The sequence below is a fragment of the Niabella sp. CPT15-335-S11 genome, from assembly GCF_058792415.1.
The window spans coordinates 1-17,145 of record NZ_JBYTEI010000009.1; the positions used below are offsets into that span (position 1 = coordinate 1).

Sequence of the window (17,145 nt, forward strand, 5' to 3'; positions counted from 1 at the left end):
CGAAGCGGGCTTGTCATAGCTCAACTCAAATCCGAACTTACTTGTGCTTTGGGTATTGTTCACATAATCCCTGTTCATGCCCAGCAGCCAGCCTCTTACATTGTACTCATAAGTTTGCTTTTCCAACCCTGCTGTTCCATTTGCATCAGAAGGAGCCAGCATTTTTTCCTTTAGCTGTCCCAATGCATTGTATTTATTAACAACAACAGCTTTTTCAGCACTCATAGCATCTGTATCCTTTTGGATCCGCTGGGTAGTCTTTATTACCCGTCCTAAAGCATCATAAGTGTTTTTATTTACCGTTGTTATTAAAGTAGCAGTACCTGTTACTTTGTTCTGAGTATTTATTAATACCAGTGGCTGGCCGCTCCAGCTATATTGGGTAGTCATTATATCTGTACCGCCCGTAAAGTTGACGCTCTTTACCTGTATCACCCGTCCTTTATCGTCATAAATATTTAAAGTATAAGTATAATCAGGTGTATTAAGAATTTTTATCCTGCTGCCAGTTACCCTCCCCTTTGTGCTACTGCCTTTGATGTTGGCCTGGGCATAAGGATAGATGGTATTGGATGCAGTAACAAAATACCCGTCCCAGCTATTATTATACGCGTCATTGAACAATGAAGGCAGCTGGTTAGTAAAGTTGGTCAGCCAGGCATAGTCATCGTAAAAGGTTTCTGTAAGTGGTTGATCTGTCTGCGAAGTGATAGGATAAACACTACTGCTTTTAGCAGCGGCCCAATGCGTAGAAACATCGTTGGCGGTACCGCTTATTATACCAGTAGCTAATGGGCGGTTTAAATCATCATACCGTGTATATATCCACTGGTTAAGGAGCCGAAGGTTGCCATCCTGCGTCATCACAATCCTGTCCCGCATGTCATATACCATATACACCTGTTGTGCCCCCGGCACCTGCTTTACAATCATCCGGTTGCGCTGGTCATATTCATATCGAAAACATTGCTCAGCCAATAAGGGTGTAGATAATTGCCAGTTGGTAGTTGAGAGGGTTTTTACCCCTTCCGGCTGGATAACACATCGTAAATTGCTTTGATCGTCATACAGATAATAAGTACACATCCAGCCTGTATAACCGGTACCATTACCATCATCGGCAGCAGCGCTTAACTGTACTTTTTTAAGTATAACTTTCCCTTCTTTATCCCTAAATTCAATTACCTGGTTATTGTGCTCATCCTGTGTTACGTTTTTAAACAATTGCCCTGCAGAGTAAGCTTTTACTGTAGCATAGTTTCCCCATTGCCCCACCTGGGCATTATTGGTTACCCGCCATATTTTTACGTCATCCGTGGCTGTGTTAATCCAATATTTTGTTTTTATGCCATGGCGGTTCGCCTCAATGACCTGACCCGCTGTACCGGCCCAGTTTTTACCTGGGGCGTATTGCTCTGATTGACGGTTTAAAGGTGACGCTTCAAATACCGTCTGGCTATAAAAATTATTCTCTGTTTGAGCACCATAGTTATCCGTCGTATATTGTTGTTGTTGTGCATAAGGATTTACCTTAAAATATCCATCGTTTATGGATGTATTGTCACCAGTTGTATTGGCAGCGAAAGGAAGATACTTATATTGTTCCCTCCCGTACTGATCATACAGCGTAGTGCTTACCATATCTTTGGCAATGGCCGTATCTGTAATATTAGCGGCATTAGTAGCCAATGAACCCTTTTTTACAACGCTTTGTAAAGGACGACCTAAGCCGTCAAAATATTGGGTTTCCTGCTTTACGTCTAACAGTCCTTTTTGCATCAGAACATTTGGGTCGCTTACCGGGGCAGCCGCGGTCCATATACGTATAAAGTTAATTGGAGCTGAACCGTTATAACTGGGTAATACCGGCTGCTGACCATATCCCAGGCCATTGATCGCCATCAAAAGTGTCAATATTGTATTTCTCACAAGAAGCCGATTCATATAAACATAAGTTAAAATATAAATAGATATATCAAATTATCTTCATTCGATTTATTTATACCGGGCCTACTGAGCAACTCTCTACCGGAACTGCTGATGTGCTGTATTCTATGGAAGAATCCGTACCCAACACGCCGTTCTCGCAATATTTGCGGGTGATTTCGTAGCGCCACTGGTACAACCCGTCAATCAACACTTTCTTATATATACAGGAAACCACGATCCATCTGCCCTGTGCGGTGCAGGTGCCATTTGCATTAGCATAGTTTTGTCCATTGACATTAATGTCATTAATCGCTTTCTGATCGGCATCCGCCTGGCTGATATTGGAACTGTATGTTCCTGCCGCTACATTATAGGTAACGATACTTCCGGCATAATTTGCAGGGCAATCGTTCTTTGTAAATACCTGTAATTTTGCCGCATTATAAAATACGGGTAATGGGCAGGCAGTTGTATTATAAGTGCTCAACACCCACCGGGTTTGGTTATATGTGCCACTGGCTATATTATTATCTTTTTCCTCCTGCTCCTGGTACCCCGTATTTTGATTACTTGCATTTTTGACACAGCGTATGTTTCCGGTTGGCGTCCACTGCGGAGCATTGTTTAGCGCAACCCCGCAATCGGTTTGCTGGCCGGCATAATTGTAACATATTTTTTTGACAATATTATCCTGGTCGTCTCTTACCAAAACCAACCGACCCAACCCGTCATATTGATAAATAACTACAGTATTGGTAGCATCCGTTATCGTATGTACACCAATAAAAGGATAATAAGTATATGAGGTGGGTCGTGATCTTGCCGGAAAGAGTTTTACATCGTCTATATTGGTACCACTTACTGTTATGGTTGCCGGGTCGGTTATTTTCCATTCATACAACCCCCAGCCTGCTACGCTTTTTTTCAACACCCCGGCAAATCCATTTACCGTGGCGGTTTGATTGGTCCATACTGTTATAACATAAACGCCTGGCGTTGATATTGTTTTGGAAAGCTGTCCGCTGAACCCCATAATCCCAAAAGGCGTATTTAATTGCACGGCATTACCACTTTGTACTGTCCAGTTACCGTTTTGTTCACCGCTTTCAAAACCGCAATAGGCTATCTCATTATAAGAAGCATTTTTAAATTCGCATACTGGCAGGTGATGCAGTGTATCCCACAAGTACACTGTATTACCCGCATCCGTCCATTTATGGGCCTCCAACAGGTTGCCGCTATTATCATACCTGTCAAATGTGACCTTAGTGGTGAGCTCGTCCGTTGCCGATTCTTTTGACGAAATTATTTGCGGAAGCAACAGGGTTCCATTTCCCTGCCAGTCTTTATAGTCTGTTTTAGTAAATTTGATCAGGGTGTTATTCCTGAGAATGCTATCCTGCAAAGGCGCTTCAATCTGGTTATTGGCGATCATTTTGGCAGCGGTAGTATCCAGCGGATAATCAGTTGCATAACGGGTGTAATTTTTTATAATATCTCCATTGCTGTTGCTGGCGATCACCCCATTGGGCAAGACATTCCTAAAGTCCACATAAGCATAGGTGAGCGTATCATACAATCGCTTATTTTCCTGGAAGCTGGTCGTTATTTTTGATCCGGGTCGTATCCAATTATTGGAATAATATATTTTCACAATATCAAAATCCCCCATACGCGCAATGTCACTATAGTTGCTATATAATCGCCGGTTTATAAGACAGGAAGGCACATAATGCGACATATCAATTAAATGGTCATAATTATTGGTGTCAACAGACACGGTATCCATATTCGCATTAAAGATTACAGTCCGATTAGTTTTCCCAAAAAGTGTTGGCGCCTGGCCCATCGGCACACTAATAGGTGTTTGCCCCATCAAAACATCTGTCCTTTGCCCATTATCCGGTGGATAAAAAGTATATTCCTTCCCTCCGGTTGAAAATACAGAATCCGAACTTTCAAGAATGCTCTTGTAAAAGATGGGGTTACCCTCATTTATTTCGTAAATATTATTTATGCTATTCGAGTGAAAAGTCGTGGTTGTATAATATTTGTATAAGGGATCAAACCCATACAGTCCGCATTGAGATTTGCCATCAATAACATTTTTAAACACAGGTGCTGGGGCTATCAGTGTAGAAAAATCCAGATACTGCAGATTGCCATAAGTATAAAACTTTCTTACCGGGCTATTGGTTATCGGGTCATATTGTTCTACTTTTCTGACCCTTAGCCCATAGCTTGGTATGTTTACTATAAATGGTGTGACTTTCTGGAAATAGTTAATATTTGCGTATCCGTTCAGATAGGAAGTTCTGAATACAATTTCCAGTTTATAATTGCTGCCTGCCTTTAAATTTACATCGAAACTTTCTGTGTTATACCCCACAGCGCACCGGCTATACTTTTGAACCCCATCCTCATATAGATTGATGATAAATATACAATGTGCTGAATCGCTAACCGAACCGTTTGTGCTTTGTGCGGCACCAATTATAGATCCCACATGATCGAAATTAGGATTAAAATAAACAGAATAGGTGGGATAAGGTCCCATTACAGATTGAACACTAGCAGAAACGCTTTTATTTTGAGGCTGTGTGTCATGCCATTCCGAACTTTTGTTTTGTTCATAAAAATATCTTTCGTAACCACCTGTGGGATATTTTATTTCCGAAAGCGTGCCCGTCACTGTATTGTCATAATCAGGCGTCCGATTGGGCAGAGCTGTGTCAGCACTTGTCAGACTTTGGGGCACGAGACTGGAAACACCTGACTTATAAAATCCCATAAAATCCTGCGTTAATCCGGAAGGAGGCCTCAAATCTGATAATTTATTGTATGATAACTGATAGCTAAGCGAGGAATCGACAAAATTAATGTTATCATTAAGTATCTGGGTATATTGCTTTCTTACGTTAGTCAACACAAACCGTCCATTAAATGGGGCGCTTCCTGACTGAGCTGGCACATCATAGTATTGAAATTTATAAGATACCCCTGTTGAAGAAATAGTAATACTCTTCAAGCGGTTGTCACCACTTTGATCCGGCCTTGACACGTAACTTAGGTCAATGCTTTCCCCTGTTGAAGTATTAATACCCGCGAGATAGTAAGTTTGATATTTTACATAAGATTCCTTGTTGTAATAATCTGATGAAAAGCCGTAGCCTCCGGGACTGCATTCATTCCGTGTATCTTGTGAAAGTGCAAGGCTCTGCGTAACACCGATCCTGTATTGCGTAGTAATGCCTCCGTACATAAAATTTACATAATCCCCGTTGAGTAAATCAATACGATCCAAAAAGAAGCTGGTAACCAACCTGTCATGACTTGCACTAAACCCTTTTACATTAAAATCAATAGTAATCTCTTTATGTTCCCCAAATCGGTATCTAACTCCATCTGGTGCCGTCAGTACAAACCCTCCTAACAGCCCACCTATTTGAACGATTTTACAATTTTGAGTACTAGTTACTCTTGCCACACCATTAGAATCTACAATAAATTTACCCGTATAACCATTTACCGAAAAATTGTACTCATCAGGCTGGGTATCGAATGATGGCTGAGATACTGAAGCCCCATTTAAAAAGTCATAATTGTAATCATTATTAATAGTTCCTCCATAAGGTTCTGTTTCAGGGCTTTCAATATACCTGTCTAATGCAGCCGGCAATCTCCGCTGTGGCACCAGTTCATCAGCAACACCCCTTATGGTCCTTGTAATAACACCATTTGCAACTAAACTCCATCCCAAACCAACCCTTGTGCCCGGGTCTGTCGATTTTAGCCCTTGCGTACTGTATGATAAAGAAATGGGGAACGAGAAATTCGCCATTTTTATGGTATATATTGGTATGGATGTAGCCAACCCGCCTGTCGAAAGATTAACTGTACCTAAAGTCTGCCGCAAAAAGCCCGTAGGCTCCGGAGAAGCAGGCATCAACTCTGGTATGTTTGGCTGAATGGGAGATGTAGTCGTTTGCCCTGACGAATAGAGTTGTGTGATAAACAACCCAAAAAGGAAAGCAATTTTCTTCATAAGCGTAGTTTCAATGGCAGAATGTGTTATCAAAATAACACGCTGATATTATTTTAAAATTTCTCTAAAGCAGTTAGAGACACCCGAATTTCAAATGATATAATCTTTTTATTAACGTTTTTCTTATAGTCTCATGTCGCAGTTCCATTTGTACAAATGCAAGTATAGACCGATATCGTAACACGCCATACCGCGAAAATTCCAGTCGCAGATACGGGAATTTTCCCGTCGCTTATTTTGCTCAGATTTCTTATGCCTCAAAAATTTATATCCTGCTTCGTTTTGTAAGTCATTCAAAATCGTATCAACATTTCGTTGCGTTTTCGTAAATACATGGGCACGCAATTTGTAAAGGATCTAGGGCCATGATGACATACACCTTATTAATCTGACAATAATAAGTAATTTAAAGTAAAGAGCCAAAATCAACTCGTTACGAAACTCCACGCAAAAGCACCACTAAAACTACAGATAGTACAAACTTTCTCATAACTGCAAAAACTACTTCTCATAAAACTACAACCCTGCTCAATCCCACCACACAAAACATCAACATATTTTTAAAAAATTATACTTTAGTCTAAAAAACCACAGAAAGTTTCACATACAAAAGGGAATGTCTACTTCCTATAAAAACACTACAATTGAATATCTCCTCGAACATACCCAACTGCGGCTGCAATGTTATTGACCCTTAATTTCCGGAAAACCTTTGTCTTATAAAATTTCACGGAAGCTTCACTGAGATGAACTCTCTTTGCAATGGCGCTATTTGTCAGACCTTGCGCTGAAAGAATTATTATTTCTCTTTCCCGATCCGACAGCGAAACAGCATCCTGCAATAACCATTCGGATTTTTCAAAATCATGGAAGTATGACTTTTTTGTTCGCTCATTCTTAATCTGGACTTGCCCGATATTATGGGTCGAAGCAATTGAAATAATTCCTATAGTCAACCAAACATGCCCAGATTTGTCAAGAAGTATCGGTATCTTCTTATGATTAACTGGTATCTGTTTATTTTTTCGCTCCAGATGAAAATTATAAGAAATAGAATGCTCTAACTTTTCTTCAGGTAACAAGTCTTCAAAAAATTTGGAATGCGCATCCCTAATTCTCGACAGAATCGCTGTTTCTTCCTTCGGAGCATTATTAATAAAGAACTCAAACCCTTTCTCCTTAATCAGGTTGATACTGTGCCCATCAAAAAGAAGTGGATTTTCTGAAATATATAAAAACCTGGAATTACGTTGATCGGAGATATAAATACATTGATCAATAAATCGGCTAAAAGTTTTAGCCATCTCGACATACGACATTACAGTAGAATAGCTTTCGTTTGTTATATTATTCTTCATTTGTTATATTTTTAACCCATATTTAAATACTCTTATACAAGATTACTCTGCATGACTAAATACTCCCTTTTTACATTTGTGCACTATACAAGACTTTAAGCAGGCAGTCGCCCGACTCTACACCCTCATCGCTACCGAAAAACTATGCTGCCAATTTTAAACAACAATGACGAGTTGGACGAAGGGATGCGATGTACTTGCCGATGTTTATTATGAGCGGCACGATCGAGTAGGGAAAATATACTGGTAGATTGTATTCATATTTTTGGCTTTGAGGTTTCAAATTAAACTTAACGGTTTTAGTTTCGCTTATAAATTTACCCCCCAAGCCCAACAACCAGTCTTCTTCCCGAGAAGCTAAAAGTCAGTTGTTGCTCATCAATGCTCAGAATTTTTGTTTTTTCATCTATTTTATCTGCAATCCCTACCACCATTGGTTTTCCGTTGTACGTAATAATAGCTGTTTTTTTCCTGGTCTGGGGGTTATAAATATATCCTTTGTAGGTAATAGAAGGCGGGGGTTCTACCGGTTTAGAGGGAAGTTGCTGATAGCCGTTATGACTATTTGCCGGTGGCGAGCCATTATTATTCAGAGAAGGTCCTGCTAAACCGGAAGCATTCATAGATGGTGCAGCGCTACTAAATGAGTAATCTATCTTCTGTCTTTCAACCTTGCTTTTGAAGGGATCAGCGTAAGGGTCGGTTGTTAGAAAGTAACCGGTGGCTGTATCAACCCTAACCATTTCGGTAGGTTTTGTGGTAGGCAATGCTGGGCTGTCATCGCTAAGACCTTTAACAATCTTATAGATGATCAATCCCCAGACAATTAAAACAAGGGTGATCAATACATATTTCGTATGTGAATTGTTTTTCAACGTACTGCATTTATTTAACCCACAAATTCCATATCGGGGAAACGGGGGTGCTTGTGCTGCTATTAAACCCTCTCACCCTCCACTGGTACTGTTTTCCTGTTTGCAGTGTTAACTTTACCTGATTGCTGGAAGTAATAGTATCTGCTACCAATTTTACCATACTATCAAAACCGGGAGATACTACCTGCAACTGGTAATCTGCATATTGCCTGGTGTGCTGCCAATAAAACACCTGCGCGGTATCTCCGGAAATCGTGCTGTCATGGGGTGATAATAAAACTATTTTTTCCGCGCGAAGATCGGGCTCCAATATCTCTTCGCAAGACGCTAAAGTCAGTGCCAGCACTAGGGAAAACATTATCACCCGAATTATTTTCTTTGTCATTACTGAATAATATTTTGAATGAATAACGTGCATTGTAACATCTCAGCATCATCGCCTGTTGTTGCTTCTTTGTAATTTATAGATGCCACCCGGCATAGCTTTTTTACCTGTTCAAGGGAATACACCAACCTTAGTATCGGGGAGAAATCTCCTTCCACAGTGACTGATCTTGTCCATATATTCTCGCCGTTAGTACCCAATGGTTTGTACTCGATGAACTTCAGCCCCAGGTTACGGCATTCAATATTAATATCAGCAAGGAGGCCGCCATCTACCGTTTCGGGCTCTATCATATATTGTTTTTTCCATAAGGCTATATTGTTTTGCCTGGCGTCGTAGATTTTCAGGCTGTCATTTAGCGCCGCGCCCTGAACAGCCAAAACAGTATTTCTACGATAGTCCCTGATGACATTAAAGGTTTTTTTAAACGCAAGGAAATAACATACCAGGAGGATGGGTACTATTGACCACCGCAATAGTTGCAGCCTGCGCCGGTAATCATACTTATGCAATAAGGTGCCTAAAGACTTCATCTTGTCAGGTTTTAATGGTTATTTCTATCGTAAATACGGCGGCGTTAAGGTCTTCTTTATAAGAATAATTCTTTAACGCGGTGCTTTCAACTCCTTCAATATTCTTCAGGGCTCTGCTAAATGTTTCCAACTCACTCGGATTGTTTGAAACTCCTGAAATCACGATCCTGTTTTTGGAGAATAGGTAATCGTTCACGCCAAGACTTTCCTGTAGTGGCGCCACATCAAGAGATTTGAAGCTTACTGAAGACGGAACCAACGCAGCAATCCTGTCGATATAAAAACCATATCGGGTATTTTTGTTCCATCCCGATCTCATAAAAAATGAATAGGACGAGTCCAGCTTTTCGCCCGCTAAGGTATTTTGCTGCTGCAGGGCCAAAGCCAGATTATTCATCTCTGTCAATTTCTTATTTTTTTTAAAATAATAGTTGAAAACAACGAAATTTATCAACAGAAGTGCAAGAGTGGAGGCCATTACGGTCCATTTTGTAAACTGGAACAGCTTATAATATACATAGTCTTTTTGCAGGTGACTGATCCCCGATGTGCTGATATTACTGCCAATGCTGTCAGCGGGCTTGTGTAAAAGATTTAAGGCATTGCCCACTCCGATAGATTCAGATTTTCGAAAAACCTGGTCGCCTATTCTTATTTCTTTAAATAATTGATCTTCGGATTTATCGGTATTGCGAACACTAACCACTTTTTGGTCTGAAACATCTATTGCCAGGGTTAACGTGGATAATGTCTGTTTGCTGCGATCAATAAAAGGCAATATATTTTCAACACCTTCAGTTCCTAATGAGAGAGATATGATCCTTAAACCGGCCGTTTCAAAAAGCCCGATGGTCTCCTCAACTTTAGATTTCCTGATGATAAAGGCAATCTGTTCCTGCTCGTTTATCTTGTGGATGGTATAAAGGAAATCATTTGGGTTCGATCCGGGCAAGATGTTCGAAATGAGGTTGCTGTTATTCCCCGGCGCTATCTTTCTCATCATAACCCCGTGGCCATTCATAGAGACCGACAATGGCACTTTTTCAGAAATGGTCCCTTTGAGTTCTTTAACATCTTTTACTCTGTGGATATTCTTAACCGTTTTTACTTTTCCTCCGGCCAATTTTAATTGTGCCCCGAAAAATAGCATCCCCCCATCGGGTAGCAGGTGGATGTCTATCCCCGCGACTTCCCTTATTGTAACAATGGTATTTCTGACGTACCTTACCATCAGGTTGCGTTAATTGTAAACAATGGTGGGTTTTATAAATACAATCGAAACAACTTTACTGTTCTTCTTCGTCCTTGAACTGAACAGCCATTTTAAAACCGGTATCCGCCCTAATAGCGGAACACCCTGAGATGTCTCACCTTTTTCTGTTCGTTCTATACCTCCCAACAATATCATATCATCGTTTTTAACACGAATGATCGAATTGAATTTACTGGTTGCTGTGGGTGGTGGTTGCCGGATATCCATTTCCCCGATAAAATTTGAAATATCCATCTCCATTTTTAACGTCACATCCTCATCAGCGGATACAAAAGGCGTAATATTCAAAGTCAGGTTGGCTTCCACCGGATAAAATTGCTGCGTCGTAATTAAAGTAGGGCTCAGAGATCCCATAGCATTCGATGTTTCAACCCTATAATAGCGGGTGCTTCCTATGCTGAGGGTAGCCATATGTCCGTTTAGCGTGGACAGTTTTGGGGTTTGCCTCATCTCTACATTCTCAAGATTCTCAATGGCCTGAAGGTTTACATAAAAATTAGGTGTAACATGCCCGAGATTAAAAACGTTATTCAATCCGATCTTATCGATAAAGCGGTTTATACTTCCCGATCCGATGGTAAAATCAACTCCACCTCCTAACAGTCTACCGCCAAATGCGGGCAATGAGTCATAATTTACGCCTGCTCTTAGTCCCGCTTTCGTTGTGCGGCCTTTCGTCACATCCATTATGATCACTTCTATGGTAACCATCGGCACTTTACGGTCAATTTGTTTTACAAGCGTTTCAATCTTATCCATTTGTGGTTCAGAGCCGGTAACTAAGAAAGCATTGAGTTCTTTAAATTCTTTAAGCACCACATCTTTCCGCATATCATCAGGCAAAAAATAACCTAAAGAATCCACAGACCGGTGCTGAAGCTGAATTAACCTTTGTCCTTTAATGCCTTCAAATGTTTTTTCGCCGATCATATACACGCCATCCTGCCTTGAGAATGAATAAGGTGTACCGACCAGCACTTTTTGTAACACTGCCGGGTACGACAGATTGCGCGCCTCTGCTGTCACATTGCCTTTAAGGTCAGCATAAATAAAATATGCCACGCCTGATTGTTCTGAGATATTCCTAATAAGGTCTGCAAGCGGGGTGTTCACCGCGCTAACGTTTAAGAGTCTTTCGTCCCCCACAGTCTTTGCATCGACCGAAACACGGCCGGGTGCGGTTTTATCTCGGGTTATCTTACGGGCAATCGTATAGCTCTCATTTAACGGTCTTGATTGCCTTGTCACGATCTCCTCATCGTCTGCAAGGGCTTCCATTATAAAACTGTGATCGTCAGATCTTGTGAATTTAAGACGATTGCTCACAGAAAGCTGCTCAAGTGCGTTTGGAATCGACTGCGAGTTCACAAAGCCGGAAATAAGTTTGTTTACAGCGTTGGGCATTACGACTATATTTATTTCCGTGAGCTGGGAAATTTTGCGCGCAACTTGCTGCAGTGTATCGTTTTGCAGATCAACTGTTAGCATGCGTGTCTTGCTGTCAAAACTGACATTGATTGGCTTGGGCGGGGGTGGCAGGTCCAATTGTGGGTCGCGGTAAGTTCGAACGTTTAGAATGGCGCCGTGAAAATCATAATCCAGATTATATTGCTGTGCCAAAAAATATAAAACATCCTGAACGGTGACATTTGAAAAATGATTAGTCATTTTTTGTCGCACATCCGGGGCAATATTAATACTTAATTTATATGACAGAGCTAAACCGCGCATAAAATCGGCAATCGGCGCATCTACCACGTCCATTTCAATTCTCTGATTCAAGCCGCGGATCTCTAGGGCAAGCGAGCTGAGCCTGTAGCGAATATTGAAGAGCCTGTCTGTTTGCTGGGCTTTGAGGGCTGTTACACTTATCAAAAGCATTAGCAAAAACAGAAAAGATTTAAAAGGCCGGCAATTCTTTACGTGTTTAGTCATTTCCTTAGCAGATCGTTATTATCACCGCGTTGTGAATATTCGAATCCGAAGAGAATATACGCATCCCCATAGACTCATCCACTGGGTGTGTATGAACCGATCCCGAAATCTCTATCCATTTATCCAGGTACTTAACATGGGTAATTTCACCTTTACTATTATACTTTAATGGCCCGGTATCCCATCTTGAGCGCATCACAGTATTCGTGCCATCCCTCAGATATATGGTGTCGGACAAACTTTTTTGGGCAGCACAATAAAATGATGATGAAAGCATCAACGCGGCCAGCATAATCTTTCTCATGATTCAATTGGTTTAGATAATCAGCAAATAGTTTTCAAAAAACGGTCTTCTACGGTTGAACCTTTTATAGGCATCAGTCTCATAAGGAAAGCTCCCTAATCCAAATTTAATTACCGATTTTGAATCCGCAAAAAATGTTTTCGCCAAATAGTTATAAACTTTACTTCGGTAATATATAATAACCTGACAATCACAGAAATCCATCTTTGCTTTGTGGTGATAATATTTTTAAACTAATTTAAAATGATAACATAGCTACCTATGTGCCATCAAAACTCAGAGAACTATCCGCGATCGAAATATTGGGAAATTAAAGCAGTCTTGTCATCTGCATTTTTCAGCCCATCAGTATCGGGTACACTTCTTCTAACGAGGTCAACCCTTTTTTAAACAATTCAAAAGCATTGCTTGATAACGATTTAATATTTTTTTCTTTAAGCAGGTCGTCAACCCTCGATGTTTCCCTTTTTATTTCCTCCGCCAACCGCTCATCTATAGGAATTACCTCGTAGATTGCTTTCCTTTTTTTATAACCGGTATTATAGCAGGATGTGCAACCTACCGGTAAATAGTGTGTGCTCACTTCTTCGGGCGGTGTAAATTTTGAAGGGTATAGTTTTTTATCAAATGGCACTTCCTTTTTACACTGCGGACAGAGCATACGCACCAGGCGCTGTGCAACGCTGGTATTTAACGTATTGGCAATTAAAAACGGGGGCATATTCATGTCGATAAATCTGGAGATGGTGCCCCACGCGGAGTTTGTGTGTATGGTAGATAATACGAGGTGCCCCGTAAGGGCTGCCCGAATCGCCATATTTGCCGTTTCTGAATCACGAATCTCACCCAACATGATAATATCCGGATCCTGCCGTAAAAAAGTACGAAGCGCTTTCGCAAAGCTAAGTCCGATATTATCACGCACCTGTACCTGGTTGATGCCGGGAACGGTATATTCGATCGGGTCCTCTACCGTTAAGATATTTTTAGTCGTTTGGTTCAATACTTTTAAAGTAGCATAAAGCGTAGTGGTTTTTCCCGACCCGGTAGGACCGCTGATCAAAATGATCCCGAAAGGCTTTCTGAGGCCTTCTTTATAATTTTTCAGGTCGCTTTCCGAAAAACCGAGATTCTCCAACTTGATATCAGCGGCGTCATTACTTAACAAACGCAGCACCACCTTTTCTCCATACAGCGTAGGAATGATCGAGACGCGAATATCAAATTTGTCATTAGCTCTTTCATAAAAAATACGACCATCCTGAGGCAACCTTTTTTCGGCAATGTCCAAATTGGCCGCAATTTTAATCTTATTGATCAGTGCCGGATATTGTTTTTGCTCTATCAAATAACGAAGTACTAAAAGTCCGTCTACTCGAATTCTTACACGGCATTCATTCTCATACACTTCTACGTGTATATCGCTGCTTTTTAGCTGTTGCGCTTCGGCGATAAGGTCGCTTAAAAAATTATCAGGGTTGCTACTGTAATAATTATTCTGGAGACGTTGGTCGGTATGATCCTGCCTGGCATAATAAAGTGTTAGTTTTTCAACTAATTGCTCCTTCGGTATTTTCTTAAAAGCAATCCTGCTGCCAGTGAGCAATGAAAGTTCCTCGGCTTTGGTAGCCAATGCCAGTTCGCTGCTAAGTTCATCCACGTAAAAAGACAGGGAATCTGTATCCGATGTAGCCAAGGCCACTTCGTAACGCCAGGCCTGTTCGGCGTTTAAATATTTATCTATATTGCTTCGTGTATCGCTCATGTGGTGAAGGGTGTTAAAGATACAACATCCAGCGACAGATCTTTATGAAAAAAAAGCTCGTTGAGGAAGATTACCGACAGCAGCAACATTGCCTGTAAACCTGCCAGGGGAACGGTTTGATGTATTTTCTTCGTTGAGAAGGCCAAACGAAGAAAATGGATGAATAAAACAACCACAAGTGAACCAATGAACCATATTAAATAATTGATCGTTGAAAATAATGGAGCTGCACAAAACCACAACAACACATCCCCGGGACCCATTTTTTGTTCGAAAAAAAATTTAATACTTCTCTCTTTTAAATAATAAACCAATAACAGTGCAGTGATCAAAAAAGCTGTCACCAACCCGTTTACCAGTAATTGCATGGCTGTCGCCCGGAGAGTATTTTGTATTGAAGTCAGCAGGAAAACTGCAACAAATAATATTACAAACAGAAAAACCGGCACTGCTCTGTATTTGCAATCTTGTACGGCAATTAAAAAAAGCGTAACAATAACTACGGAAAGCAACAAAAAATGCATAATAATCTAATCTGGTACGGTTTCCACCAATTTTTTATCCTGGTCAATCTCCCACTGGTTAAAATTTCCGTCACCATCAAAATCGGCAACCGCCGTAGCTCGTGCTTTAAAATTCTTGGGCGTAGCATCTAATATTTCTATTCTGTAATTAGCCTGCCCGCCCTGAGTGGTCAACTTTTGCTGCTCAAAACCTATCGCTGGCAAGTCTTTTGAATACGAAGAGTTCTCAAAAAAATAAGAACGTTGCAGAGTATATACATGTTCCAACTGCAATTTAGCCTCTGTACTTTTTGCTTTGGAAATTAAAGGCATCAAACTGGGCAGAGCTAATAATACTAATATACCGATGATAATGAGCACTACCAATACTTCTGTTAGCGTAAATGCCGGCATCTTTTTATTAGTTCTTATGGCGAGGGACTTTTTCAAGGCAGTAAATTTTATCGCGCCAAGATACAAAATGCATTTTAGATTGGGAAATGAAATTTGAAATCGTGGACTATGTGTCAGCACTAAAACACTTTGGTCAGGCTGTATGCATTTGCGTCACGCAGCAAATGTTTATGTTTATGAGGATATTGCAATACTACTCGAAAAAGAAAAGGAATGCCTGCCCACTACAGTTGACCACTTTATCAGGGCAATGAAGATTTCCTTGATGTAAAACGAAAAACGCCAAGCTGTTTGCCTGGCGTTTGATTTATTATGCTAATTCTTCTTTGACTGCTGGCAGTAAAAATATTTCTCCTTTCTCCGCTAATTCTCTTATGCCTGACTTTATAAGTGTCTTATTGGTAAAAGGGACAATATGATTTTTAAAAAGCTCTTCTAATCGCTCTTTCCTTATATCATCGTCCATTGGTTCATCAAAATCAAAAACTGCTTTATATTCTGGGGTTTCGTTAGTAGTAACATGACCCATTGAACTTTTTATTAAATCCTTACTTGGTATATACGTTCTATCAAAAGCTCCTTGAATGAATATTTTTATAAGAAGTTGATAATAATCTCCAAAGTTTGATTTTTGTAATTCAAGTATAGCGATACACTCAGGGCTTTCTTTATACCAACCCCCAAATGCTTTTTTAAAATCATTAGCCTTAGCTACTTCACCGAATACGGCCTTAAACTCTTTACTATCCATATTAATATGTATCTAAAACGGACTTCCAATTAATGCCCCTAAATTCAGGGTACTTTTGAAGCATTGCAGGGGATTGCAATTCTTTCAGGTACATATTAAGCTGATTTTGTCCTGCTTTCATTGCTCTTGGGTTAAATGGCTTCAACTCATAAATAATACCATTTTGTATATCAAGGTAATCTATTCGTTTGCCACTTAACAGTCTGAACTCTTTACCAACTTTCCCTGCGTTATAAGCCTTATGCATTTCCTGTCCGAGCTTCAGGCTTGACTTGGTATATTGCACTCCCCCCTTAGCTGCAAGCTTTCCAAACGCCCCAAGCTTTCCAAGTCTTCCTACCGGGAATATGGCCATTAATGTTTCCTGACCTGATTCCAGCCTGGACTTGGGCTCCGTAAAATTACTGCTATAGGACCTCCCTGATATTAATTCTGCTACAGGTACCAAGGGGTTTATCTCCCTGTTCATCCAATCCATCGAAGGTTCCAGATAATTATTATAAACACCTTGCACACTCCTCCCTGCCTTTCCCCAAAAATTTGTCGAAGAACCTGATTTTATATGTCCAACCACTGTGACATTTGCTAAGGTCTCACCACGGCTAAAATTCTCATAAGTCTGCCCATTTATTATGGTATCTCCCAAAGGATCGATATTCAATACCGGATTATTCGCCATTGCAACAAAGGGACTTTCCCAATCGGAGGCTCGCGGGTCAACTTGCCACCATCTGCCTAGTTGAGGGTCTAAAGTACGATTATCCGCATCATATTGGTTGAGGTATAAGTCAGTAGTTTGCTCAATTCCGTTGAACTTATACTTATTAGCAGCTACACTAGTATTCAACCAACTTATTCCCTTTTGTTGTAGTCCGAACGGATAGTAATGCGTTTCTTCCAGCACGTTACCATTATCATCCAGCATCATGCGAACATTACCCAGATGGTCTTTCAGAAAGTAATCGTATTTCCATGCACCGGATTCCAGCCTTGCCCTGCCTTCTTCAGTATTTACGAACTGCAAAGCATTATTTTCAAAGATCAAATTGCCGAGGTATACGGTGACTTTCTGGGG

At 40.6% G+C, this 17,145-nt stretch carries 14 protein-coding genes; all 14 read right to left on the minus strand.

Translation table 11 applies throughout. The features are described 5' to 3' along the window. Window positions 1–1,944 (minus strand): DUF6443 domain-containing protein (locus tag AC3WS5_RS15810; RefSeq protein ID WP_492468384.1); only part of this gene is annotated, 1,944 nt, incomplete at its 3' end. Between the two features lie 55 nt (window positions 1,945–1,999). Beyond that, entirely contained in the window at window positions 2,000–5,974 is a 3,975-nt protein-coding gene (locus tag AC3WS5_RS15815) for a DUF5977 domain-containing protein (protein WP_492468385.1), read from the minus strand. Between the two features lie 638 nt (window positions 5,975–6,612). Continuing rightward, window positions 6,613–7,332: a response regulator transcription factor gene (locus AC3WS5_RS15820; protein WP_492468386.1), complete on the minus strand. Its 720-nt coding sequence runs from the start codon at window positions 7,330–7,332 to the stop codon at window positions 6,613–6,615. A gap of 317 nt (window positions 7,333–7,649) precedes the next feature. After that, window positions 7,650–8,207 carry a hypothetical protein gene (locus AC3WS5_RS15825; RefSeq protein WP_492468387.1) on the minus strand — a complete coding sequence of 186 codons (558 nt, stop codon included), beginning with the start codon at window positions 8,205–8,207 and terminating at the stop codon, window positions 7,650–7,652. A 10-nt stretch (window positions 8,208–8,217) separates the two neighbouring features. Continuing rightward, window positions 8,218–8,592 (minus strand): hypothetical protein, encoded by a 375-nt coding sequence (locus AC3WS5_RS15830; RefSeq protein ID WP_492468388.1) that lies wholly within the window; start codon window positions 8,590–8,592, stop codon window positions 8,218–8,220. Next, window positions 8,592–9,125, minus strand: coding sequence for a hypothetical protein (locus tag AC3WS5_RS15835; protein WP_492468389.1), 534 nt, complete (start codon window positions 9,123–9,125; stop codon window positions 8,592–8,594). Before AC3WS5_RS15835 ends, AC3WS5_RS15830 begins: the two co-directional genes overlap by 1 nt. A 4-nt stretch (window positions 9,126–9,129) precedes the next feature. Continuing rightward, complete coding sequence (locus AC3WS5_RS15840) at window positions 9,130–10,356, minus strand: hypothetical protein (protein ID WP_492468390.1); 1,227 nt, start codon at window positions 10,354–10,356, stop codon at window positions 9,130–9,132. Window positions 10,357–10,365: 9 nt separating this feature from the next. Continuing rightward, window positions 10,366–12,333: a type II secretion system protein GspD gene (locus tag AC3WS5_RS15845; RefSeq protein WP_492468391.1), complete on the minus strand. Its 1,968-nt coding sequence runs from the start codon at window positions 12,331–12,333 to the stop codon at window positions 10,366–10,368. Window positions 12,334–12,337: 4 nt separating this feature from the next. After that, the gene (locus AC3WS5_RS15850) at window positions 12,338–12,637 is read right to left on the minus strand and encodes a hypothetical protein (RefSeq protein ID WP_492468392.1); all 300 of its coding nucleotides are present in this window, start codon (window positions 12,635–12,637) and stop codon (window positions 12,338–12,340) included. A 337-nt stretch (window positions 12,638–12,974) separates the two neighbouring features. Beyond that, the gene (locus AC3WS5_RS15855; RefSeq protein WP_492468393.1) at window positions 12,975–14,402 is read right to left on the minus strand and encodes a GspE/PulE family protein; all 1,428 of its coding nucleotides are present in this window, start codon (window positions 14,400–14,402) and stop codon (window positions 12,975–12,977) included. Then, entirely contained in the window at window positions 14,399–14,926 is a 528-nt protein-coding gene (locus AC3WS5_RS15860; protein ID WP_492468394.1) for a prepilin peptidase, read from the minus strand. Before AC3WS5_RS15860 ends, AC3WS5_RS15855 begins: the two co-directional genes overlap by 4 nt. Before the next feature lie 6 nt (window positions 14,927–14,932). Further along, window positions 14,933–15,355 (minus strand): prepilin-type N-terminal cleavage/methylation domain-containing protein, encoded by a 423-nt coding sequence (locus tag AC3WS5_RS15865; protein WP_492468395.1) that lies wholly within the window; start codon window positions 15,353–15,355, stop codon window positions 14,933–14,935. 274 nt (window positions 15,356–15,629) lie between these two features. After that, entirely contained in the window at window positions 15,630–16,070 is a 441-nt protein-coding gene (locus tag AC3WS5_RS15870; protein ID WP_492468396.1) for a DUF4304 domain-containing protein, read from the minus strand. A 1-nt stretch (window position 16,071) separates the two neighbouring features. After that, on the minus strand, window positions 16,072–17,145 hold a 1,074-nt coding region (locus AC3WS5_RS15875; RefSeq protein ID WP_492468397.1), incomplete at its 5' end, for an RHS repeat-associated core domain-containing protein.